Annotated in this window: 21 protein-coding genes; 10 read left to right on the top strand and 11 right to left on the bottom strand. The window is 52.6% G+C overall.

What is annotated here, in order from left to right; all coding sequences use genetic code 11:
* Positions 1-588: 588 nt before the first annotated feature.
* Complete coding sequence (locus Pr1d_RS18640) at positions 589-4260, top strand: FHA domain-containing protein (protein ID WP_210417772.1); 3672 nt, start codon at positions 589-591, stop codon at positions 4258-4260.
* On the opposite strand, the gene Pr1d_RS18635 is transcribed toward Pr1d_RS18640, so the two are convergent.
* Entirely contained in the window at positions 4257-5270 is a 1014-nt protein-coding gene (locus Pr1d_RS18635) for a sugar phosphate isomerase/epimerase family protein (RefSeq protein ID WP_148074940.1), read from the bottom strand. The genes Pr1d_RS18640 and Pr1d_RS18635 overlap by 4 nt on opposite strands.
* Positions 5271-5339: 69 nt before the next feature.
* Positions 5340-5696 (bottom strand): preQ(1) synthase, encoded by a 357-nt coding sequence (queF, locus tag Pr1d_RS18630; RefSeq protein ID WP_148074939.1) that lies wholly within the window; start codon positions 5694-5696, stop codon positions 5340-5342.
* Positions 5697-5806: 110 nt separating this feature from the next.
* Here queF and queC point away from each other — a divergent pair, with 110 nt between their 5' ends.
* Positions 5807-6505, top strand: a complete 699-nt coding sequence (gene queC / locus Pr1d_RS18625; protein WP_148074938.1) for a 7-cyano-7-deazaguanine synthase QueC — start codon at positions 5807-5809, stop codon at positions 6503-6505.
* A 3-nt stretch (positions 6506-6508) separates the two neighbouring features.
* The gene (locus Pr1d_RS18620; RefSeq protein ID WP_148074937.1) at positions 6509-7195 is read left to right on the top strand and encodes a 7-carboxy-7-deazaguanine synthase QueE; all 687 of its coding nucleotides are present in this window, start codon (positions 6509-6511) and stop codon (positions 7193-7195) included.
* 96 nt (positions 7196-7291) lie between these two features.
* Here Pr1d_RS18620 and Pr1d_RS18615 read toward each other — a convergent pair whose 3' ends face one another.
* On the bottom strand, positions 7292-7693 hold the full coding sequence (locus Pr1d_RS18615) for a 6-pyruvoyl trahydropterin synthase family protein (RefSeq protein WP_148074936.1): 402 nt from the start codon (positions 7691-7693) through the stop codon (positions 7292-7294).
* 175 nt (positions 7694-7868) lie between these two features.
* Here Pr1d_RS18615 and Pr1d_RS18610 point away from each other — a divergent pair, with 175 nt between their 5' ends.
* The 5 genes from Pr1d_RS18610 (at position 7869) to Pr1d_RS18590 (ending at position 13113) form a co-directional block, all read left to right on the top strand.
* Positions 7869-8960 (top strand): M24 family metallopeptidase, encoded by a 1092-nt coding sequence (locus Pr1d_RS18610; RefSeq protein ID WP_148074935.1) that lies wholly within the window; start codon positions 7869-7871, stop codon positions 8958-8960.
* A gap of 98 nt (positions 8961-9058) precedes the next feature.
* A complete protein-coding gene (gene accB / locus Pr1d_RS18605; RefSeq protein WP_148074934.1) occupies positions 9059-9553 on the top strand; it encodes an acetyl-CoA carboxylase biotin carboxyl carrier protein in 495 nt (164 codons plus the stop codon).
* 68 nt (positions 9554-9621) lie between these two features.
* Complete coding sequence (gene accC, locus Pr1d_RS18600; protein ID WP_148074933.1) at positions 9622-10968, top strand: acetyl-CoA carboxylase biotin carboxylase subunit; 1347 nt, start codon at positions 9622-9624, stop codon at positions 10966-10968.
* 177 nt (positions 10969-11145) lie between these two features.
* Positions 11146-12474 (top strand): 6-phosphofructokinase, encoded by a 1329-nt coding sequence (locus tag Pr1d_RS18595; protein WP_148074932.1) that lies wholly within the window; start codon positions 11146-11148, stop codon positions 12472-12474.
* Positions 12475-12501: 27 nt separating this feature from the next.
* Positions 12502-13113, top strand: a complete 612-nt coding sequence (locus Pr1d_RS18590) for an inorganic pyrophosphatase (RefSeq protein ID WP_148074931.1) — start codon at positions 12502-12504, stop codon at positions 13111-13113.
* A 13-nt stretch (positions 13114-13126) separates the two neighbouring features.
* On the opposite strand, the gene hisB is transcribed toward Pr1d_RS18590, so the two are convergent.
* The gene (gene hisB, locus Pr1d_RS18585) at positions 13127-13717 is read right to left on the bottom strand and encodes an imidazoleglycerol-phosphate dehydratase HisB (RefSeq protein ID WP_148074930.1); all 591 of its coding nucleotides are present in this window, start codon (positions 13715-13717) and stop codon (positions 13127-13129) included.
* Between the two features lie 237 nt (positions 13718-13954).
* On the opposite strand from hisB, the gene Pr1d_RS18580 reads away from it, so the two are divergent.
* Complete coding sequence (locus Pr1d_RS18580; protein WP_148074929.1) at positions 13955-14170, top strand: helix-turn-helix domain-containing protein; 216 nt, start codon at positions 13955-13957, stop codon at positions 14168-14170.
* A gap of 45 nt (positions 14171-14215) precedes the next feature.
* On the opposite strand, the gene rsmA is transcribed toward Pr1d_RS18580, so the two are convergent.
* The 4 genes from rsmA to Pr1d_RS18560 form a co-directional block, all read right to left on the bottom strand.
* Positions 14216-15121: a 16S rRNA (adenine(1518)-N(6)/adenine(1519)-N(6))-dimethyltransferase RsmA gene (gene rsmA / locus Pr1d_RS18575; protein ID WP_148074928.1), complete on the bottom strand. Its 906-nt coding sequence runs from the start codon at positions 15119-15121 to the stop codon at positions 14216-14218.
* Positions 15122-15193: 72 nt separating this feature from the next.
* Positions 15194-15793, bottom strand: a complete 600-nt coding sequence (locus Pr1d_RS18570; protein ID WP_148074927.1) for a riboflavin synthase — start codon at positions 15791-15793, stop codon at positions 15194-15196.
* 2 nt (positions 15794-15795) lie between these two features.
* Positions 15796-16662: a CDP-diacylglycerol--serine O-phosphatidyltransferase gene (gene pssA / locus Pr1d_RS18565; protein WP_148074926.1), complete on the bottom strand. Its 867-nt coding sequence runs from the start codon at positions 16660-16662 to the stop codon at positions 15796-15798.
* 29 nt (positions 16663-16691) lie between these two features.
* Positions 16692-17639, bottom strand: coding sequence for a phosphatidylserine decarboxylase (locus Pr1d_RS18560; RefSeq protein ID WP_210417771.1), 948 nt, complete (start codon positions 17637-17639; stop codon positions 16692-16694).
* Between the two features lie 123 nt (positions 17640-17762).
* Here Pr1d_RS18560 and Pr1d_RS18555 point away from each other — a divergent pair, with 123 nt between their 5' ends.
* Entirely contained in the window at positions 17763-17990 is a 228-nt protein-coding gene (locus Pr1d_RS18555; RefSeq protein WP_148074925.1) for an AbrB/MazE/SpoVT family DNA-binding domain-containing protein, read from the top strand.
* 46 nt (positions 17991-18036) lie between these two features.
* On the opposite strand, the gene zwf is transcribed toward Pr1d_RS18555, so the two are convergent.
* The 3 genes from zwf to gnd form a co-directional block, all read right to left on the bottom strand.
* On the bottom strand, positions 18037-19491 hold the full coding sequence (gene zwf / locus Pr1d_RS18550; RefSeq protein WP_148074924.1) for a glucose-6-phosphate dehydrogenase: 1455 nt from the start codon (positions 19489-19491) through the stop codon (positions 18037-18039).
* 86 nt (positions 19492-19577) lie between these two features.
* On the bottom strand, positions 19578-20360 hold the full coding sequence (locus Pr1d_RS18545) for an SDR family oxidoreductase (protein WP_148074923.1): 783 nt from the start codon (positions 20358-20360) through the stop codon (positions 19578-19580).
* Between the two features lie 44 nt (positions 20361-20404).
* Complete coding sequence (gnd, locus tag Pr1d_RS18540) at positions 20405-21844, bottom strand: decarboxylating NADP(+)-dependent phosphogluconate dehydrogenase (protein ID WP_148074922.1); 1440 nt, start codon at positions 21842-21844, stop codon at positions 20405-20407.
* Positions 21845-21908 lie beyond the last annotated feature (64 nt).

Raw genomic sequence — 21908 nt, 5'->3', positions numbered from 1 at the left:
TCCAAAGTGCCTTTTGTTCCTCAGCTCGCCCCCCCTCTCAGGGGGAAACTATGCGAGATGCAACGTAACTATAGTACGCATCCGGCTGAGTTTAGGTCGCACAAACCCAAAAAGACGCCCTTAAACCTCAGTTTCGCAGCAATAATCCACGTAAGTCCTTATTTTGTAAGCAATTACGAACTCAACTAGCCTCTCGAAAAAGCGCTTGAAATAACACACTTTTCCTTTGCGAATCAGGACAAATCACCCTGAATCAGGAAATTTTGTCTAATTCCTCATTCTTGGGGCTAAATGTCTAGCCACTACCCAGCAGTTTCGATAATCGGTTGTTCTCGCGTCTGGGAACACCCTATTTTTGACACAATCCGCAAAATCTGATCCAAGCCACTTGCAGAACTTCTATGACTGGGCTTTCCCCAACAATCCAAGCGCTCACCTTCGCAATTGTCTGAGGCCTTTTCGCCGCATCCGCGCTTGGATTGTGCTTTCGTGACCTACTATTGCGTACATCATGATTTTTGGGTCACCCCCTATGGGGGGATCGAATTTCCCTATGCTCCTTACTTTTGCACATCTTGGCCAGGCATTATGACCACTCTGCAAGTAGAAGAAACAGTTGCATCGCAAAGTCTCCCGTCGAGTCCTACTCGGTTCAAGCTGGATATTTTCAGTGATGACCAGTGGACCCATTCGATCGAACTACCTGCGGGTAAATGTACCATCGGCTCGAGCCCCAGTTGCCAAGTACGGCTCGCAGAAGAGCAGGTTCGCCCTCTGCATTGTCTGTTGGTGCACGGCTGCGATGGAGTCACTGCCACAAGCTGGTCGCCAGGGATGTTGCTCAATGACCAAGAGTTCACTACTGCACCACTCTATGCAGGTGACAAACTCTCGATCGGCAGTTTGCAATTGAAACTAGCAATCACCGATGCCGTCGATTCTGAGCTGCCACAGGACGCCAAAAATACTCCCAGTAACGAACCGAAGTTGGAGCAGACTCCTGACCTACCACCAGACCCACAGCCCTGCCAGACAGAAGAATCGTCAAGAAAGTACGAAGTCTGCGATACCATTGTGTTGGTCGGAGACAAGAGCTCACTGCAAGCAGATAAGAAACTTGCCGAGATTAATCAGCAGTCGCGTAATCGGTGCAGGAGTCTGATCGCAAGCCTCCGCCAGGAGCGATCACTTGCAAAAAAGTCACAGCAAGAAGCAGAATCCTATGCCGAACGCTGGGAAGCTGCCGAGCAGGAGCGAAACTCTCTTGCCGCTGAATTGGAACAACTTCGGACGAGTTTTGCAGAAGAGAACCGCAGTCTTGCTGAGCAATTGCAGGCCCTAGAGGGAGAACGGGATTGGCTCTCCGGTGAGGTGGAGCAGTTGCGAACCAACGCTACCGAGGAGGTCCGGCACCTGACCGAGCAACTTCATTCCGTCCAAGGTGAACGTGAATTGCTCGCCGAAGAACTAGAAGAAGTCCGCACCAACACCTCGGAACAGATTCACCAGCTATCCGAACAACTCCAAGTTGGCCAGGCAGAACGCGAATCACTTTCCCACGAACTAGAGCAACTCCGCAACAGCTCAACTGAGCGTGACTCGCAGCAGGCCGCGGAGTTGGATCGTGTGATTGGCGAGTTATCTGCTGCCTACGAAAAAACATCTCAATTAGAAGCGGCGCTGAATGAGGCAGAGGCACGAAGTCAAGAAGCACAGCGTCGAATCGACGAACTGAGTGCAAATTGCGATCAATTTACAGAATCTACGCATTGCCTCCAGGAAGAGAAAAACCAACTCTCTCAGCAGATTGCCGAGCAAGACAATCGTATTGCCGAACTGGAGCATGATCACGTTGCATCCCTGGAAGCGGCACAGATCGCAGAAGCCAGACTTGCAGAACAGATTCAGGGCCAAAATGAACTCTCCGATGAATTGGCCGCTCTTAGAAAAGAGCTTTCTGAAGCGAAAACAGAAAACGCTCGTTTGAAGGAGGAGTCTGAGGATCTACAACGCTCGGCATCAGATTATCAACAGCTCTTGCAGTGTGCAAAAGAGGAACTTCGGGTTACTGTCGAAAATCTAGAACGGCACTCCAGTGAGCAAGAAGACCTCCGCAATGAACTATCTGAGTTGCGCACGGAGCGTGAACAGTATTCGGACGAGAAAGCGAAGCTGATCAACGAGGCTGCTGAGCAACGCAACCAAAACGAGTTGTTGGAGATCGACGTCAAGAGCCTTACCTCGGAATGGCAGCAATCGCTAGCTGAAATCACTCGGCTGAAGAAGGCAGAGGAAGAAAACCTATTCCGCATCGAAGAACTTGAAGAAGAGCAAGTCAACTTCGACAAGAATGCGTTTGAGGCACTCAGAGTAGAACGCGACCAATTGTCAGAACAATTGCGATCGATCCAGGAAGATATCGATGCACGCGAAGAACTACTCCAGAATGCCTCTCAACGGCTGGAACAACTCCACGCTATCGTCTCTGAGAGCGAGGAAGCTCAGGCCGAATTAAATGAAGACATTGCCGCCCGAATTGGACAGATTGAGCTGCTGACAGGCGAATTGGATGACTTGCGGGCGAACGTCATTCGCCATGAGGAAGAGCGCAAACAATTCTCAGAGAAGATCACTGACCGCGAGAATACGATAGAGCAGCTTCGTGCCGAATTCGATGAACTCAGAGCGAGTATTGCGCTAGCTGAGCAGGAGCGAGATAATATAGCCCAAAGCTTCGCCTCACAAGAGTCACAACTTATCGAGCTAACGAGTGAACTTGAGGGTAAGCGGGCGGAGATCGAAGCTTTCTCGATTGAACGTGAACAGCATGCTACAAGTATCTCCAACCATGAGAGCCAAATAGATCTGCTAAGCACCGATCTCGACACTTTGCGGACGAAACTTGAAGAAGTCGAACAAGAGCGGAACCAACTTGTGGAGAGATTGGCTTCCCAAGAGTCGGAGTCTGAAGGTTTCAAAGCTGAACTGGAAGAGCTGCGTTCCAAAGACTCTCAGATTGATGAAGAGCAAGAGGAATATTTCCAGTGCATAGCTGCCCAGGTTGATCAGATTGAAGAACTAACTTCCCAGCTCGAAACAGTTCATAAGAAGTTCTCTCTGGTTGAGCAAGAACGTGACCACGTCGCCAAGTCTCTTGCAGAGCGGGAAAGCAAAATCGAACAGTTGACAGCCGATCTAAAACAATCGCAAGAGTTGCTGACCGAATGTAGTGAACAGGCACAGCAGTTGAACGTGGTTCACAAGCAGACTCTGGCAGAGCTTGAGCAGGCCCGTGGGGCAGGTGCCACTGACACTACGGGAGTAGTGAAAGCTATGACTATTAAGCTACCAAGTGAATCGGAGGTCAACTCCGATAGCGCGGAAGCGGTGCCCACAGAAGAAGATTCCACAGAATACGTCAAATCGCCGACCGTTGCACTTACCACTCCTATCGATCTCGAAGAAAAAGAAGAACAAGCGGAGCCATCCGCTGATTTCCAGCCACCTTCGTTCATCGATCAATACAGCCATTTGCTTGATGAAAACGGCTTTGGACAGGTCGAAGAGAGATCCCCTCTAGCGCCAGAATCAATAGCACCCGCTAAGGATTCTCCGCTGCCAAGTAATCCTCTCTCTGAAGCGGATGGCGAAGACGATGGGGACCTGGAAGCCTATATGTCGAATCTCATGCGACGCGTGAGAGGAGAAGTGTCTGGTGTCTCGAACCCTCACACCTATAGTGGCATTCAAGAGTCTAGTTTCAATGGCGATTCTCAAATCCAGAAAACAAACTCTCATACGGCATCTCCTAAGAGAACAGAGACAGAAGATATTAAGCCCGAAGAACCTCACGGATTGCTGGACATCGCAGACCTGAAAGCGACATCGAGTAAGCCATCACAGCCCATTGATTTGGCCTCCATGCGAGAGCTAGCAAATACTTCCGCCCGCTCTGCTATTGCCAAGCATAGCAAACGTCGCCACTTCGAAGGTGTCTTGGGCAAGTTTCTGGTGTCCTCGATTGCGGGGGGAACCGCAACTGCCATGATTGCTTCAGCCGAACATTTCGCCCATCCCCTTTTTCTCGGCGGATGTGCAGTCGGAGTCGTGAGTATTTATTGGGGGTTCAAACTCATAGCAGAGCTGCTTGAAATGATTCGCGACGGGGGAGCGGAGAGCAAAACGGCCGAATTCTCAGAGCAAGCAGACTCGCTACCTATAGATGGTGGCAATAAATGTCTTGAAGCATCTCAAGACTAGAACCCACGATCTGCACAGACGTCGCCAAAATCACGCAGGTGATAGTCGATTCCTAGGTAGTCGAGGATACGAGTAAGTCCCTTGAGAGCTACCGCGGTTCCGTCTGGGCCACTGAATCCGCCAAATTGACCGCCACCCTTTAGGTGTGGTTCCAGGTCGAGGAAAACTCCGGGAATACCACGTCGCTTCAATCGTCGTTCTAGTTTGGGTATCTCGAGAGCAAAATCCTTGAGAATCTGGTCATGCCCACTGTCACCGACATCAGCCGGAACGAAATTCTTTAACTTGTCCTCCTCGACGTGAGTCTGACGCGAGTTAAGTTGGGGATCGTGGTAGTCCTTGATGTGCATCCAACCAATGCTGGGCTTCATCGCCTGGTATTGCTCAAAGGTTTCTTGAGTCGAAAAGCCTTGGCTTACGATATTTCCTCCGTCGAAGATGGTAACCAGGGCAGGGTGGTTCACACGTCGATGTAACTCCGCCATCAACTGTCCCGTTTGTCCTACTAGATTGGCCTCGATTTCCAGGCCAAAAGTTAAATCGCTTCGGTGGCACATCTCGGCAATCTCGCCGAGTTGATCGACAGCCTGTGGCAGATGGTCCCACGGATCAGTCCCCTTAGGGTGATAAAAGGAAAACCCTCGAATGAGTTTCGTCTCGAATGCGTGAGCCATCGCGCAAGCTTTTGCCACCTCCGTTGCCAAGTATTTTTTGAAAGGTACAAACTTGTTCGAAGTGCCATCGTCGGCGCTAACGAGTTTCACCTTGCCAATGGGCGAGCCTATCGAGGCGACATTCAGTCCGAAGTCCCCCTCCAGGTGCCGTAGTTTGGTGATCTCCGCCTTGGTGAGATTCATCACATTCTTGATGCCATTGCCGACGTCGATAAAACGTATGCTGTAGTATTCAAGTCCTAAAGCAGCCAGCGCGGAATACTGTTCCCAAGCGGTCTTGTGAATGGCGGCTTCGTCGCCGAAAGCGGAGATGATAACTCGGGGGGTAGCTGGCATGAAATTCTCCTGCGATGAATTAGGTGGATCGTAATGTCAGGAGATAGCAATCCCCCGGCTTTGCTTTTCTCACATAGCCGATGCGAACTCGGCTGTCACCGTCTCAGTGATTCCGCCGCGTGCGGTGAACGCCGCTACGATCTTCAACCACCGAGGTGACAAGACAGCCGTCATGTCGTCGAGAATGACATTCGTGATATTCTCGTAAAAAATCCCCTCATTGCGGTAGCTCTGCAGATAGAGCTTCAAGCTTTTCAGCTCGACGCACAACTTGTGAGGTATATATGTGAACGTAATGGTAGCAAAATCAGGCTGACCCGTTTTGGGGCAGACCGACGTAAACTCGGGGCAAACAATCTCGATACGGTAATCCCGCTCGGGAAACTGATTTTCGAAGGTTTCCAGCTTGGTGCGGAAGTCACTCATGGGGCTCTCCTTTCAGCGAATCTGTGATTGTGGCATGATAAGGAGCGGGCGCAAAGTGGCTCATTTTTGAGGCTCCCGAGAATTGGTGTCGATTGATGTATTTTTAGACTATGACAGACTCCCCCAAACATGCCGTGGTGTTGCTTTCCGGTGGCCTCGATTCGGCGACAACTGCCGCAATCGCACTCAGCCAGGGCTTTCAGGTCCACGCCTTGAGCATCGACTACGGCCAGCGTCATCGATTTGAACTGACGTCGGCTCGGCGGGTAGCCGACTCCTTGAAAATTCAGGATCACAAACTCGTCTCGATTGATTTGGCTAGTTTGGGTGGAAGTGCCCTGACGGCAGACATTGAGGTTCCACAAGGTCGTAGTGGGGAGGAAATGTCGGTAGGTATTCCTGTCACATATGTTCCGGCTCGCAATACGGTCATGCTCTCGTTGGCCCTGGGTTTCGCTGAGGTGCTGGGAGCGGCCGATATCTTCGTTGGTGTCAACGCGGTCGACTATAGTGGCTATCCCGACTGCCGACCGGAGTTTATCGTTGCGTTCGAGCAGCTTGCCAACTTGGCCACCAAAGCCGGGGTGGAAGGGGCGACCAAATTCTCAATTCATGCTCCACTAATCCAGATGACTAAGGCAGAAATCATTCGACAAGGCATGGAACTCAGCGTTGACTACGGTCTGACCCATACGTGTTATTCGCCCAACGAAGCAGGGCTAGCCTGCGGCAAGTGCGATGCCTGCCAGCTTCGCAAACAAGGTTTCGCTGACGCGGGACTTGAAGATCCGATAGAATATCAAGTTTGAACTATGAAAGTTGCAGAGATCTATAAATCGGTGCAGGGAGAAGGACTGCTGACTGGCACTCCCAGCGTGTTTGTCCGCGCGAGCGGTTGCAACCTGCGCTGCTGGTTCTGTGATACCCCGTTCACTTCATGGCAGCCCGAAGGAACTGATTACGCGGTCGATGAAATCGTGGCGGAGATCGAAGAGTGGGATTGCCAGCACGTGGTGCTTACGGGCGGGGAACCGATGCTTTTTGCGGAGCTTATCCCTCTTGCCGAGTCATTGCGCGCCAGCGGTCGGCACATCACCGTCGAGACGGCTGGCACCCTGTTCCTGCCCGTCGAGTGTGATCTAATGTCCATTAGCCCCAAGCTCAGCTCCAGCGGGCCGGACGCCGAGCAGTTTCCTCATTGGCACCGTCGTCATGAGCGTCAACGATTTCAACCCGAGGTGATAGCTCAACTGCTTGAGCAGCACGATTACCAACTAAAATTTGTCATCGACCACGCGGGAGAAATTGAGGAAGTCGAGGAGTTTCTGAGCCACTTTTCTGGAATACAAGGTGACCGTGTGCTGCTGATGCCCCAGGGAACGACTTTGGAGGAGCTTCAGCCACGAAGCGCATGGCTGGAACCAATCTGCATTGAGCACGGGTGGACCTTCTGCCCGCGAAAGCAGATCGAGTGGTTTGGGCCTGTAAGAGGGACTTAAAGTATCAGCGAGCCTGGTCGTCGTCGACCCAGGTCAATGTCGCTCCACAAGAAACTGTTTTGGGAAATCGGGGTCGAGGACGACCCGGCTCGCAGTTCACGGTGCATACGTCGCAAAGCACCGCGGGGTCTCCCACAGCCGCACTTCGACGATGGGCACATCATGTGCCCTGGTCTGATCGTAGATCAACTTGGCGATGTTCTCAGCCGTCGGGTTTTCGTCCAATAAGTAGAGTGGCTCGCCCATTTCTTCGAGCATGGGCACCACGGGGTCGCGGCTGCAAAGGATCATGCGGTGGTCCAGGTTCTCGTCGATCCAAGTGCTTACCGTCTTCTTGATGTCGCTGAAATCTAGCACCATCCCACGCGAGTCCAGCTCCGATCCCTCAATGCTAATTACGGCCCGGCCGTTGTGGCCATGCAGGTAGCGACACTTGCCATCGTAGTTCAATAAGCGGTGGCCGTAGCAGAAGTCTATTTCACGGGTGACTCGAAACATGGATGAAGGCCCTTTTATTTATACTTAGCGGAGGTGCTAGCCTAACATATTGGCCGCGATATGCATACGAGTCTGCCACAGTCGCTCTTGCCACAGAATGCAGAGTGCCCGATATTGGGCACAGCAAGATCATCGCCAAAAAGAACATTCGAATAGATCGCCGAGACTCGACCCGATGTCCAACTATGCCCAACGCCGCAGCAAAATTGCGAGAGAACTTCGCAAAGAGGGTACCGACGCCCTGTTGGTGACCAACTTTGTAAATGTGACCTATCTGACAGGGTTCACGGGTGACGATAGCTACCTGCTCATAACTCCGAAGCATGGGATCCTCATTAGTGACGAGCGTTACACGACTCAAATTAGCGAAGAGTGCCCCGACTTGGAGACAGAGATTCGGGGCCCGGGAGTGCAGATGCTCCCCTGGGTTGCCAAGATACTTACCAAGGCCAAGGTGAAGCGGCTCTCTGTCGAAGCATCTTCGATGACGCTCGAACTTCACGCAGGGTTAGAAAAGGAAGTGCCCGGGTGTGAATTGGTCCCCTGTACAGGATGGGTTGAAGAACTGCGTTTGATCAAGGACCGCACCGAAATCGACCGTACCCGCACCGCCTGTGACCAGGCACGGCGCGCGTTTGAAGTGGTACGTGCTAGCCTGCGGCCCGAAATGACCGAATTGGAGGTCGCGACCGAGCTGGAATACCAGGCACGCCGCTTTGGCGGGAAATGCATGAGTTTTCCCTCCATCGTGGCAGTTGGCTACCGGTCAGCACTTCCTCACGCTAGTCCTACCAACCAGCGATTGAGCGAGGCGGACTTCACCTTGATCGATTGGGGGGTGAACGAGGGCCTGTACATGAGCGACTTGACCCGTGTGTTAGTGACCGGTAAACTCTTGCCTAAATTACGCAAAATCTACGAAGTGGTGTTGAAGGCCCAAATGGCCGCTATCGCTGCGATTCGACCGGGGGTCACCTGCGAGGCTGTCGATAAAGTTGCCCGCACGATCATTGACAAGGCGGGTTACGGCAAGCAGTTTGGGCATGGTCTGGGCCATGGAACGGGGTTGGAAATCCATGAGGCTCCAAGGTTGGCCCAAGGTCAATCGAGGGTGTTGGCGGCGGGCATGATTGTGACCGTTGAGCCAGGTATTTATCTCGAAGGTTGGGGTGGAGTGCGGATCGAGGATGATATCCTCGTCACCCGAGAGGGGCATGAAGTCTTGACCTCCGTGCCAAAGCAAATAGAAGAATGTGTGGTTGGTTGACCGCTCGCTTGCCTTACAACCGATCGCCATAAAGGAAATTACCGATGGCTGGTCGGTCAGGGAAACGCACCCACAAAAAGGACAGCAGGAGACGTGACATGAGTAATGGAGGATCCGGATCGAGCGATGTATTCGATGTTCGCAAAGTGCGACGACTTGTCGAATTAATGAACGAGCACGAATTAGCTGAGGTTGACCTGCGACAAGGAGACCAGCGGATTCGTCTTCGCCGCGGTCAGGAACCGGTGGTCACGGTGGGAGGCGCCTCGGTGCCACTTGCTCCAACGCCAGCTCCAACAGCAGTTCCAGCAGCCGATAGTACTCCACAGGCCGTTGCGGCCGAAGAGGCTAATGTCGCTTATGTGACCAGCCCCATGGTTGGTACCTTCTACGTTGCTTCGAGCCCCGAATCGCCGGCACTCGTGAGTGTGGGTGACTCTGTTGGGTCAGATACTGTCGTTTGCATCATCGAGGCCATGAAGGTGTTCAACGAAATCCCCGCTGAATGTTCCGGTAAGTTATTGGCCCGCCTTGTAGAGAATGGCGACCCGGTCGAATACGGTCAGAAGCTGTTCAAGGTTCAGCGCGGCTAGCTCACCCCAGTCACTTTATTTCTCCTACCACTTGAAGTAGGTTTTTTCCTTCGCTCCCGCTCTCCGCCATGTATCAAAGAATCCTTATAGCCAACCGGGGAGAAATCGCATTACGAGTGATCCGTGCATGCAAGGAGTTGGGCATCGAAACGGTTGCCATCTATAGCGAAGGGGATCGAGGTGCCCACTATCTTGATTTGGCCGATGAAGCCTACTGCGTCGGCCCCCCGCGTGCCGTTGACAGTTATCTGCGAATTGCCAACGTAATCAGTGCTGCCGAGGTCGGCAACGTGCAAGCCATTCATCCAGGTTACGGGTTTCTCTCAGAGAACGCTCATTTCAACGAAATCTGTCGTAGTTGCAACATAGATTTCATTGGTCCCAATCCCGAGGCGATGGCGAAGCTTGGCGATAAGAACGAGGCCCGCAAACTGGCCATGCAGGCTGAGGTGCCAGTCGTGCCGGGGAGCGACGGAATCGTTGAATCAGTAGACGACGCGTTGCACTTTTCCCACGAGGTAGGTTTCCCCGTGTTGATTAAGGCGGTCGCTGGTGGTGGTGGACGTGGCATGCGGGTCGCAGCCAACGACCTTGCTCTCAAGACTGCCTTCAATCAAGCCAAATCAGAAGCCGAAGCAGCCTTTGGCAATGGTGATGTTTATCTTGAGAAGTACATCGAACAACCGCACCACGTCGAAGTTCAGGTGCTTGCTGATCACCACGGCAACGTTGTGCATCTCTGGGAGCGTGATTGCTCTGTGCAGCGACGCCACCAAAAACTGATCGAAGAAAGCCCCAGCACAAGCGTTGATCAAGAAACCCGTAATGCGATGTGCAACTCGGCTCGGCGCTTGATTTCTGAAGCAGATTACACCAACGCTGCTACCGTGGAGTTTATTGTCGACAAGGAAGGCAACTACTATTTCATTGAAGTAAACGCCCGTATCCAAGTTGAGCATCCCGTTACTGAGATGGTCACAGGGATTGACTTGATCAAGCAGCAGATTTTGATCGCCTCGGGTGAGAAACTTTCTATGAGCCAGGAGGATATTGTGCAATCTGGTGCCGCTATCGAGTGCCGCATTAACGCCGAGGATCCTCGCAACAATTTCCGTCCCTCACCGGGAAAAATTGAGCGGTTGATCGTTCCTGGCGGTTTTGGCGTGAGATTTGATTCTCACGTCTACAGCGGATATGTGGTCCCCCCCTACTACGACTCGATGATCGGTAAACTGATTGTGCATCAGCCTACTCGTGTCGAAGCAATCCGCACGATGCAGCGGGCGCTCTCTGAGTTGCAGGTCGATGGCATTCAGACCACGGCCGGCTTGCACCAGGAGATTCTAAGCCATAGCGCTTTCGCTGAGGGCCGGATCGATACGACCTTCATCGAGCGAGAATTCACGTTTGGATAGTTCTTCCGAATTGCAGGCTTCCACCTGAAAATTCTAAGACAGCCAATCTGGCTGCCCCATGGGACCATTTTCGAGGTCGCATCCTTAGGCTACAATGCACAGCCTCGGGCAGGGCAGACGGCGGCCTCCAACCCGATAGCTGGATTTTGACAACTTGAGACTTGGGAACGATAAATTATGGCTGACAATACCCTCTCGCGTCCTCCGAAAATGATGCATAACTTCCGTCGGGCGGCGATCTTGTTCGCAGGTGGGCCTGCTCCTGCCGCCAACGCAGTTATCTCCGCAGCCGCTACGGCCTTTCTGCGCAACGACATTGAAGTCGTCGGCATCAAGCATGGGTATTCCGCTCTGGTGGAGTACAGCCCCTCGCATCCGCTTGAAGAGGGTCGCGACTATGTGATGGTCAATCACAAAATGCTCGGTCGGACTCGCAATTCCTCCGGAATCATGATTGGTACGGCACGTACCAACCCGGGAAAGCTGGTTTCTCATCCGTCTCACTTGGCCGATCCAGAAAAAAGTGCCCCACTCAAAACAGTTTATGAGGCACTCCGCTCAATCGGTGTGGACGTGCTCATCTCAATCGGCGGCGATGACACACTCAAAACGGCCAATAAATTCAAAATGTTCCAGGAGCGGCTTCCTCTGGATGCACACCGAATTCCCATCGTTCACTTACCCAAAACGATCGACAATGATTATCGAGGTATCGACTTCACTTTTGGGTACTTTACCGCTGTTGATTTTCTTGCCGCCGAAGTTCGCAATCTGTTGGCAGATGCCGAGGCCAATCGCAGCTATTTTCTCTGTGAGTCCATGGGACGTAGTGCGGGCTGGCTAGCCTACGGAGTGGCAATCGCAGGCGAAGCGAGCTTGGTCGTAAGTGTTGAAGACGTAGTAGGGAAGTATCGCACCACGGAAGAAACGGTTGATCCCTCCACGGGCGAGAGTAGCAGCCGACCCGTCATGAATATGGAAGCGGTCATCCCTCGCATCGTTGCCACTATGACAGCCCGCGAGCGCGAGGGCAAAGAGTACGGCGTGATCGTGATCGCCGAAGGGCTCGCGGAATTCCTGCCCAGCAAGTATCTCGAAGGGATAGGCCGTGACGATCACGGTCATATCAATATCTCCGCGGTCAATTTACACGATGTCTTCGCCGATTTGATCGCTAAAGAGTACAATCGGCAAACTGGCAAGAAACGCAAGGTGAATGCCGTGCAACTCGGCTACGAGGCCCGCTGTGCTAGGCCACACGCTTTCGACGTGATGCTTGGAAGCCAATTGGGCGTAGGTGCCTATCGGGCACTTGTTGAAAAACGGCTCAACGGCGTGATGGTCTCCATCTCGGGACAACTCCAATTAGAGTATGTCCCCTTCGACGACTTGGTCGATCCTGAAACCCTGGTCACGGTTGTCCGCTATATCGAACGTGACAGCGATTTCCAGCGACTGACCCGATTTCTTGAAACTTATGTCGATGATGGCGAAGTCCATCGTTAGGCGACACATATAAGGCTGAAAATCTCTATGAGCTTCCCAGCTCCGTTCTTTAAGTGGCGGCCCCACCCGTGGCATGGTCTTGAAGTGGGTCCTGATGCGCCGCGGCTCGTTTATGCCTACATTGAGCTCACTCCATTCGACCGGGTGAAATATGAACTCGACAAGAAGACCGGCTACTTACGCGTCGATCGCCCTAATCGCACGTCTTCTTTTGCTCCGACGCTTTACGGTTTTATCCCTAAGACGTATTGTGGCGACCGGGTGAAGGCGATGATGCTAGGAGCTAAATCTGGCGACTCCGATCCGCTTGATATTTGTGTCATCAGCGAGCGTCCCATTAATGTCGGGGAGGTTATACTCAAGGCGCGCGTGATTGGAGGGCTACCTATGCTCGACGACAACGAGGCTGACGACAAAATCATTGCCATTCTGGACAACGATGCGATGTGGGAGAATGTGCAGGACGTCTCTGACTTGCCGGTGATCATGGTCAATCGCCTACGGCATTATTTTAGCACGTACAAAATGCTCACTCCGGATGAACCTCCGGTGAAAGTCAGTGAAGCCTATGGTCGAGAACATGCAGAGAAAGTGATTGAAGCGGCAATGGCGGACTACGCCGAGCAATTTGGGGAGTAAATTTCAAACTCACCTACTCCAGAGTCCCCTTGGTACTCGGAACACCGGGCATTCGAGGGTCCGACTCGACGGCCATCCGCATCGCGCGGGCCGTCGCCTTGAAAATTGCCTCGGCAATGTGATGGCTGTTGCGGCCATAGTGCAAGAGGACGTGAAGATTGCATAGCGCGTTGGCAGAGACCGCTTGCCAGAAATCTTCCAAGAGTTCGCTGTCGAAGTCGCCAATTTTAGCGGCAGGTACAGGTGCACGATATTCCAATACGCTGCGGCCACTGAAATCGACGGCCACCGTTACTAAGGTTTCTTCCATCGGCAGCGTGAAATGCCCATAGCGGCGAATCCCGGCCTTGTTACCTAACGCCTCTCGAAGCGCCAAGCCCAGACAAATGCCGGAGTCTTCCACGGTGTGATGTTGATCAACATGTAGGTCGCCATCGGCCTTGAGCGATATATCGAATGCCCCATGCTTTGTGAAAAGATCAAGCATGTGATCCAGAAAACCAACGCCAGTCTGGATGTTTGCTAGACCCGTGCCGTCGAGGCACAGATCGATATTGATATCAGTTTCATTCGTCTTACGTTCGAGTTTTCCAGTACGTGCCATCGTGTTTCACTTGTATTTTGCAATTAGTTCAATAGCCGCGACTAAACCTGGTCGCTATTGCTTTCTTTTCATCTTATCATGGACCTGAACCAAAGGGGACTGGTTCAAGGGGTACCAAAACTCCGAGAAAACCAGTCGATTTGGTAGATTGTCCCCCTGACTGGTATAATCGCTCCTGAACGCGTACTTGCTGACGCCCTTCACTCATCTCTTGGGAGGCACGAAACTATGGCACCCATGAAACGCCCTGCAGCATTTGAGCATCATGATCCTATCGAGGACAGTCACTCGCTTACACACCTGGCTCACCGATGGCACGTTTCTCGCCGTAAGATTCGTGCGCTTCTCAAGTCAGGTAAGTTGCCTTTTGTCGATCTCGAAGGTCAGCTCCGTGTTCCCGACCCGGCGGTGAAGGAGTTTGAACGTGGGTGGCAAAGAGTGAATGGAGGTTAACTATCGGCAACTCATGCAGGAAGCTTTCGCAAACGGCTTGCCATTTCATAGTGTCCAGTTTGGTGCACGAGACCGTACCAATTCCGTTAGTCTCATGAGTGTCGACACATCGAGTTGCTCGGTGCGAGCTTCATCAGAAAGTTGCATCTCAGCTAGTATCTCGTCCACTTCGGCCTTGGAGAGGTGGTGTTTGAGAGCCGCCACGACATTCGCCCTCAGAAACTTGCGACGATGGATGAAAATTGCTTTGACAAACTGATGGAAAAATCGCAAGTCAGGGATTGTGCTTCGCTTGGCCGGATCGACCACTATTCGCACAATAGCCGACTCAACCTTTGGCATTGGCCAGAATACCGTTGGTGGCATCAATCGCACAATTTCCGCTTCGGCCTGAGCCTGCATCCACACGCTGAGCGCCCCGTAGTCTTTGCTCCAAGGTTGCGCCACGATACGGTCTCCCAACTCCTTTTGAATGGTGGCTACCATGGAATGGGGCACATGTTCGCAAAGCAAAAGATTGCTCAGCACGGGTGTAGCGATGTTGTAAGGTAGATTGGCCACTAGTTTTAAGCGGCGATCGGGGTACTCTGCCAGTTTTTCGCCAATCGCTTCTAGTACCCGGCTGTCAAAGTTGTTTTTGTTCTTGAGTGCATCCTGGTGGAGCATCGTCACATGGGGAAAGTCGATGAGTTGTTCGCTTGCAAGTTCGAACAAGTGGCCATCGATCTCAACAGTGACCACCCCGGCAGCCTTTTCGGCCATCAACGTTGTCAAGGCTCCCGTGCCCGTACCAATTTCCAACACAACGTCCTGCTCAGTAAGATCGGCAGCGTCGATGATCACTCGGTGGAGGTTCAGATCGATGAGAAAGTTTTGCCCATGCCGCGTTGCCGGAGATATCCCCATCTCGCGGAAACGATTCATTAAGAAGGTCTTGGTCTGGCGGTTCATGGGCGGAGTGTTTCAAATTTCGAGTTTCGAGATGTGAGCCGGGTCGTCCTCGACCCCGGTTGATGCCAACACCTACTTTTCAGATTGCCAGGCAAGTTGACGTGCGACATACTTGGCCAGAACATCGGTTTCTAAATTGACTCGGTCACCCACTTGCCGCAGCCCCAGCGTGGTTACTTTGAGTGTATGGGGAATCAGCGCCACACTGAATCGGTGACGTTCCACATCGACTAAGGTGAGGCTCACGCCATCGACTGCCACGCTCCCTTTGCTGGCCATCTGTCGAGTCAAATCACCCGGGACATGCAGCCAAAACTTGGACCACTCAGCATCGTCGATTCGCTCTTCAACCGCCCCAACGCCATCAACATGGCCTGTTACGAGGTGACCACCAAGCTCGTCGCCCAGGCAAAGTGAAGTTTCCAAGTTGACTCGGTCCCCTACACTTACATTGCCTAAAGTTGTTCGCAGAAGGGTTTCCTCGCCAGCTTCAAATGCTAGGACCTCCTCATCGAGAGCCACAACCGTTAGACAGCAGCCATTGATCGCGATGCTGTCCCCGACCGCCGAACGGGCTGCGGTTAGAGCGTCGGTTATCTCCAGTCTCACACCTGGTCCCTGGGAGGCCAGGTTTCGCACGGTCGCCAAACTCTCTACGAGCCCTGTAAACATGGTTATGCGACCTCACCAGATACTGGTTTTTTCAAATTCGCTTTATCTCGAGATAACTTCCAGAGGTATTGTGCTGCGGGAACTGCCACATAAAGCCCACACACGAAAGGAACCACATACCATCGAAAAGTCACCAATAGCATAATGGCAAATAGCAAGCCGACGACATGCGCAAAGCTGCGCCGGCCCCGCACGAATTGAGTAACAATGTGTGGATAGGGAATTCGTGAAACCATCAGTACGGCGATGATTATCGCGCAGAGCGGCAGGATACGTTGTAACCACCAGTCATAGCCGGCGAAGTTCTCATAGTTAATCTCATTGCGGAGTGTATAGGAGAACATGGCCCAGCTGGCAATTACTGACGCCGCGGCAGGGGATGGGAGTCCAGTGAAGGTGCCGTGGTCATCGGTTTCATCGGTCTCGACATTGTATCGGGCGAGTCGCAAAGTCGCGCAACATGCGAACAGGGCAGAGATTGACCAGACCGCTTCGCGGTGGACGCTGGTAAAGTCTGGACACATTTTTACCAATAGGATAGCTGGGGCTACGCCGAAGGATACCGCGTCGCACAAGCTATCGAGCTGGCCGCCGAAATCGCTAGTGGTTCTGGTAATGCGAGCGACCTGGCCATCAAAAGTATCAAACAGCATTGCTAGGAAAATCAAGCCACCGCAAAGCATGAGATTATGTGTTGGATCAATGCTATCGAAGATGTGGCGATAAGTTTCCAGCTTGGGCGAGGGCAAGATGTCAACGGTACCCGCTTTGGCAATTCGACTAGCAACGACAATCGCGAAGAACCCACACACCAGGTTTCCCAAGGTAAACAGGGTCGGCAGCACGTTGATTGCGCGAATAGGTCTCATGCAGATATTTTGGGGGAAATCATCTATTACTATCGATACCGGGCCAGAATCGAACTGCCGGCTAGCACTTTGTTACCGACAGCCGTGGTCACCTCGACCGAATCCCGAGGTAGAATCAACTCCGTCCGTGAACCAAGCTTGATCATACCAAATTTCTCGCCACGTTGGACCTCCCGCCCAGGCCGTAGGATGCAGACGATTCGTCTGGCGATTAACCCTGAGATCGCTCGCACGGCCAGTTTTCGCTCTGGATGGTCAAGCTCCTCCAGTCCGATCCACATGAATTCATTGCGAATCGCGCTTTCGGGGTTCATCGCGTTGAGGAATTCTCCCGGCTTGTAGTGCATGTCAACGACACGCGCTGCTCGTGGGGAACGATTGACATGCACATTGAATATGGAGAGAAAAATTCCGATGCGAACCGCGGGACCGTTGAAAAAATCGTAGTGATCAACTTCAGTGATCTCAGCGATCGTGCCGTCAGCTGGTGAGACAATTGCTGAGGGATCCGTGGGAATCTGGCGAGGTGGATCACGGAAGAAATAAACGATCAGAGCCAGTACCACGGCCGGTATCACAGCAAACCACTGCCACGGACTGCCCAGCCACAGCAAGAGAGCAATCGCAGCGACCAAGGGCCAGCCCATGATCTGCAATTCAGCAAGTCCCCAGCGGGCGAATGGTAGCCGGTCTCGCCACGTGAAGGGGTCGTCAGACGGGAGCCAATGGGCTGTGCATTGATTTTCGCAATATTTGAGATCACGGGGGTCGAGAATCTCATGCGGAGCCCCTGTGGAGTCTCCCCGACGCAGGTCGGCCATCCGCCAGACATATCCTTGACGAAAAGTCTGCAGATACCACCTACGCCAGCGACCCCAGGTAAGCTCAATCTGGTAACAGACGCCCCCACCCGGTTGCACACTGCGAATGTTCTCCGGCAGGGGAGGGGAGGGGTCTAAGGTTTCAGATTCCGCCATCAGATTACCGAATTATTTCGCTTGGTGGGTAATCTTTCCAGAGTACACATTAGCTACGGAGATTCAAGCGTCGAGATTTTACCTTGAATATGCTACGATTCGAGCAAACTCGGAGAATTAACCATGTTCACAGTCGAAATAACCGATGTCGGAGATTCCTTGGGAATCGTTTTCACGGATGAAATGCTAAAGAAGCTGGGAGTCGGCAAAGGGGATAAAGTGCTTGTCTTGGAAACTTACGATGGCCTAAAACTCATCCCTTACGATGCAGAATTTGAAAGACAGTTTAAGGTTGCCGAGAAAGTAATGGACAAAGAACGTGATGTACTTCGCAAATTAGCCGAGCACTAATGTAGGCAGGAACAAGCCGTGCGCAGTTCCGGCAAACAATACTGTATCACCCCAATAGCGGACAAGTATCAAACCACTCTCGTCCTTGAGCAAGCATCCATTCACGACACTCATCGGGGCCCCAGAAGCCTGGGTCGTACATGAACAGGGTTGGTTTGTCGCGAGCCGTCCAAGCTTCCAGAATCGGGTCGCAAACCTTCCAGGCGGCTTCTACCTCGTCGGCCCGGGCGAACAGGCTGGCATCACCTTCGAGCGCATCGAGCAGCAATCGTTCATAAGCTTCGGGAATCGCCCCGCGAAATTCCTTTTGATAGTTGAAATTCAGGTCGGTCTGACGCATCTTCATGCCGGCATCTGGTACTTTCGTTTGAAAATGGAGTTGGATCCCCTCGGCAGGTTGGACCTGGATCACCAAGCGGTTTGACTCACCCAAGCTGGTGGGGCTGTTCTCAAACAGATTGTGCGGAGGACAGTGGAACTGGATCACAATCTGCGTCGTGCGGCAGGACATCGCCTTGCCGCTGCGGAGATAAAACGGCACCCCCTGCCAGCGCCAGTTGTCGATCCACAGCTTGAGTGCAGCAAAGGTTGGTGTGCGGCTAGTTGGTTCAACACCCTTCGAGCTCGTGTATCCACGATACTGCCCTCGGAAGGTGTAATCGCGGATTTGCTCAGTCTCAAGGGGGCGAATAGCGTGAAGCACCTTCACCTTTTCGTTTCGGATGGAATCAGCTTCATACCGCACGGGTGCTTCCATTGCCGCCACCATCAATAGTTGCAGCAGATGGTTTTGTACCATGTCGCGCACAACGCCGGCCGAATCGTAGTACCCAGCACGGCTTCCGACATCGACTTCCTCGGCCACTGTGATCTGAACATGGTCGATGTAGTTGCGATTCCAAATCGGCTCAAAAATCGTGTTGCCGAAGCGGAGAACCAACAAGTTCTGCACGGTTTCTTTGCCCAAATAATGGTCAATTCGGTAGACCTGTTGTTCGGCAAAGACCTCATGTGTGACCCGGTTGAGTTCCCGGGCACTCTTCAAATCCGTTCCAAACGGTTTTTCGATCACGACACGGCGGGGACCGTTGGATTCGCAAGACATTCCCGCCTGGCCCAGCTGCTCAATCGCCGGTTGGTAGAACCGGGGAGCTGTAGAGAGGTAATAGACGCGTGTGCAGGTTTCGCCACCTTCGAGTTCGTCTAAGAACTTAGAAAGCGAGGTAAAATCGTCCGGTTGTCCGATGTCGCCCGGCTGATAGTAGATTCTCTCAGCAAACTGTTCCCAATTCTCGGAGTTAAACGATTCTCCCACAAACTTTTCGGTGGATCGGGCAAGCTCCTCCCTCCACTCGGCGTGAGTAAACTTCGTTCGCGAGACCCCAACGATGTTTAAAGTCGATGAGAGCCTTCCTTTGCGATAGAGTTGATACAAGGCAGGTATCAACTTGCGACTCGTCAAATCGCCCGAAGCGCCAAAGATAACAATAGTCGCGGCCATGAATTGGGGCTCCTAAACGTCAAGGAAAGGGAAACCTAAAAAAACTGCCGCCACAAAGCCGCGACTGCTGGTCGCAGTATTCATTATTAAATTGTCATCGCCGTGAACCCACCATCGACGTAAATCGCAGTCCCCGTAATAAAACTTCCTGCTTTTGGAGAGAGCAGCAGGAGTGCCGCGCCAACAAGTTCTTCAGGCAAACCAAATCGATCCATCGGAGTGTGCCTCATGATACTCTCAGTTCGTTCGGGGCTAAGGATCTTGCGATTCTGTTCGGCAGGAAAAAATCCAGGACAGAGGCAGTTAATCCGTATTTTCTGAGGCGCAAATTCCCGGGCCGTGTTTTGTGTAAGGTTCAGTATGGCAGCCTTGGTGGCGGCGTACATGTAGACACGCGACAACGGAAGAAAGCAAGTGACACTGCCGATGTTAAGAATCGATCCGCCTCCTTGCTTGACCATTTGAGGAATAAAGATCTGACAGGCCAGATGCGTTCCCATGAAGTTTGCGTCGAAAATACGTTGTAGTTCTTCGTCGGTGATTTCCAGGTAAGGAGTTGCGGAGTTAACCCCTGTGCCGTTGATTAAGGAATCGACACGGCCATGCTCGCCAATCACGGTGTCGAGCAGTTGTTGCAGAGATTCTCGCGAAGTGGCATCCACGGAAGAGAAAGATGCTTTACCTCCTAGCTTCTCAATCGCTTGGACACGTGCCTGACCACGTTCCTCGCTGCGCCCAGCCACTACGACGTGCGCACCCGCCTGAGCCAGGCCATCACACAATGCCCCCCCGATCACTCCCGTGCCACCGATCACAACGGACACCTGCCCATCGAGGCCAAATTGTTTCTGCAAATATTCCGAGGTCATAAGTGTTGCTTGTGGTCAATGGTCGGTGGGCAGTTGACAGTTAGTCATTGCTTGGGCTTCTTCCGCAGCTGAATCCATTCCGCGTGGAAAGTACCCGGTTTGTCGAGACGCTCGAATGTATGTGCACCGAAATAGTCGCGCTGAGCCTGGAGCAGATTGGCTGGTAGTCGCTCGCGGCGGTAACCATCGTAGTAGGCTAGGGCGGCCGAGAAGGCGGGGGTTGGGATGCCCAATTGTGCTGCCGATGCAACCACGTGTCGCCAGCCATCTTGAGATCGCTCGACAGCCTCTTGGAAGTAAGGAGCTAGCAGCAGATTCTCCAACTTCGGATCTGCATCAAAAGCTTCCTTAATGCGATCAAGGAAAACGGCACGTATAATACAACCACCACGCCACAGCATGGCACAATCGCCAAAGTTCAAGGGCCAGTCGTGCTCAATCGCCGCAGCCTGCATTTGCACAAATCCCTGGGCATAGCTGCAAATCTTTGAGGCATACAGGGCATCACGAATCTGCTCGATGAAATTGGTTTTGTCGCCAGAGTATTTTGGATTTGGTCCCGAAAGCACCTTGCTCGCTCGCACCCGGGCTTCCTTCATGGCCGACAGGCAACGCGCATAGACGGCCTCGGTCACCAAGGTGCTGGGGACACCGAGGTCCAGGGCCAACTGGCTCATCCACTTGCCGGTCCCCTTGGCTCCGGCACGATCCATGATCTTGTCGACCAAGTAGCCGCCGTCGTCGTCCATGACGCTAAAGATGTCACGTGTGATTTCGATCAAGTAGCTGTTGAGTTCACCCTGGTACCAATCTTCAAAAACGTCGTACAACTCTTCGTTGGAAAGCCCCAAGCCTTCAGTCAAGAGAAAGTAGGCTTCACAGATCATCTGCATATCGCCGTACTCGATGCCGTTGTGCACCATCTTGACGTAGTGACCGGCGCCACGCGGTCCGACCCATTCGCAACAGGGGATATCATCGTTCGGACCGACCTTGGCCGCGATAGCTTGGAAGATTGGTTTAACATGGGGCCAAGCGGCCTCGCTTCCACCAGGCATCATGCTAGGACCTAGCAAAGCGCCTTCCTCACCTCCAGAGACACCTGTGCCGCAATAGAGTAGTCCTTTGCTTTCGACATACTTGGTACGACGTTCGGTGTCCGCATAAAAAGTATTGCCCCCGTCGATGAGAATATCGCCGGGTGACAAGAGGGGGATAAGGGTTTCGATCAGGTCATCCACTGCGGGTCCTGCTTTGACCATCATCATTACCTGACGGGGTGTCTTGAGCGAGCTGACCAGATCTTCCAAACTGTGACAGCCAACGAATTGCTTTCCCTTGGCTCGGCCTGCCATGAGGTCGTCGACCTTCGATGTAGTACGATTAAACACGGCCACGCGATAGCCACGGCTTTCGACGTTCAGTGCTAGATTTTCACCCATCACGGCGAGACCGATCAGTCCAAAATCACAAAGTTCTGACATTTTATATTCCAAATAGGGAGTTATTTCGTTCTAAATCGATTTGAAGATTATCGAACGAAGTCAT

The sequence above is a fragment of the Bythopirellula goksoeyrii genome, assembly GCF_008065115.1.
In the GTDB taxonomy this organism is placed as follows: domain Bacteria; phylum Planctomycetota; class Planctomycetia; order Pirellulales; family Lacipirellulaceae; genus Bythopirellula; species Bythopirellula goksoeyrii.
This window is presented reverse-complemented; position numbering and strand designations above follow the sequence as displayed.